This window comes from Tardiphaga robiniae, from assembly GCF_013359755.1.
Taxonomy (GTDB): domain Bacteria; phylum Pseudomonadota; class Alphaproteobacteria; order Rhizobiales; family Xanthobacteraceae; genus Tardiphaga; species Tardiphaga robiniae.
The window spans coordinates 1-738 of the sequence record NZ_JABMCJ010000081.1 but is presented as its reverse complement, the minus strand read 5'-3'; the positions used below and the strand labels follow the sequence as shown (position 1 = coordinate 738).

At 42.0% G+C, this 738-nt stretch carries 1 protein-coding gene; it reads right to left on the bottom strand.

Going from position 1 to position 738, the window contains the following annotated elements:
* Positions 1 to 269: 269 nt before the first annotated feature.
* Entirely contained in the window at positions 270 to 689 is a 420-nt protein-coding gene (locus tag HP556_RS11950; protein WP_002969635.1) for a protein rexB, read from the bottom strand.
* Positions 690 to 738: the final 49 nt, after the last annotated feature.

Sequence of the window (738 nt, the reverse complement as noted above, 5' to 3'; positions counted from 1 at the left end):
TCATGGTGGTCAGTGCGTCCTGCTGATGTGCTCAGTATCACCGCCAGTGGTATTTATGTCAACACCGCCAGAGATAATTTATCACCGCAGATGGTTATCTGTATGTTTTTTATATGAATTTATTTTTTGCAGGGGGGCATTGTTTGGTAGGTGAGAGATCTGAATTGCTATGTTTAGTGAGTTGTATCTATTTATTTTTCAATAAATACAATTGGTTATGTGTTTTGGGGGCGATCGTGAGGCAAAGAAAACCCGGCGCTGAGGCCGGGTTATTCTTGTTCTCTGGTCAAATTATATAGTTGGAAAACAAGGATGCATATATGAATGAACGATGCAGAGGCAATGCCGATGGCGATAGTGGGTATCATGTAGCCGCTTATGCTGGAAAGAAGCAATAACCCGCAGAAAAACAAAGCTCCAAGCTCAACAAAACTAAGGGCATAGACAATAACTACCGATGTCATATACCCATACTCTCTAATCTTGGCCAGTCGGCGCGTTCTGCTTCCGATTAGAAACGTCAAGGCAGCAATCAGGATTGCAATCATGGTTCCTGCATATGATGACAATGTCGCCCCAAGACCATCTCTATGAGCTGAAAAAGAAACACCAGGAATGTAGTGGCGGAAAAGGAGATAGCAAATGCTTACGATAACGTAAGGAATTATTACTATGTAAACACCAGGCATGATTCTGTTCCGCATAATTACTCCTGATAATTAATCCTTAACTTTGCCC

Excerpts from the sequence above, each read along its gene's own strand:
- HP556_RS11950 (WP_002969635.1), bottom strand. The coding sequence starts at position 689 with ATGCCTGGTGTTTACATAGTAATAATTCCTTACGTTATCGTAAGCATT.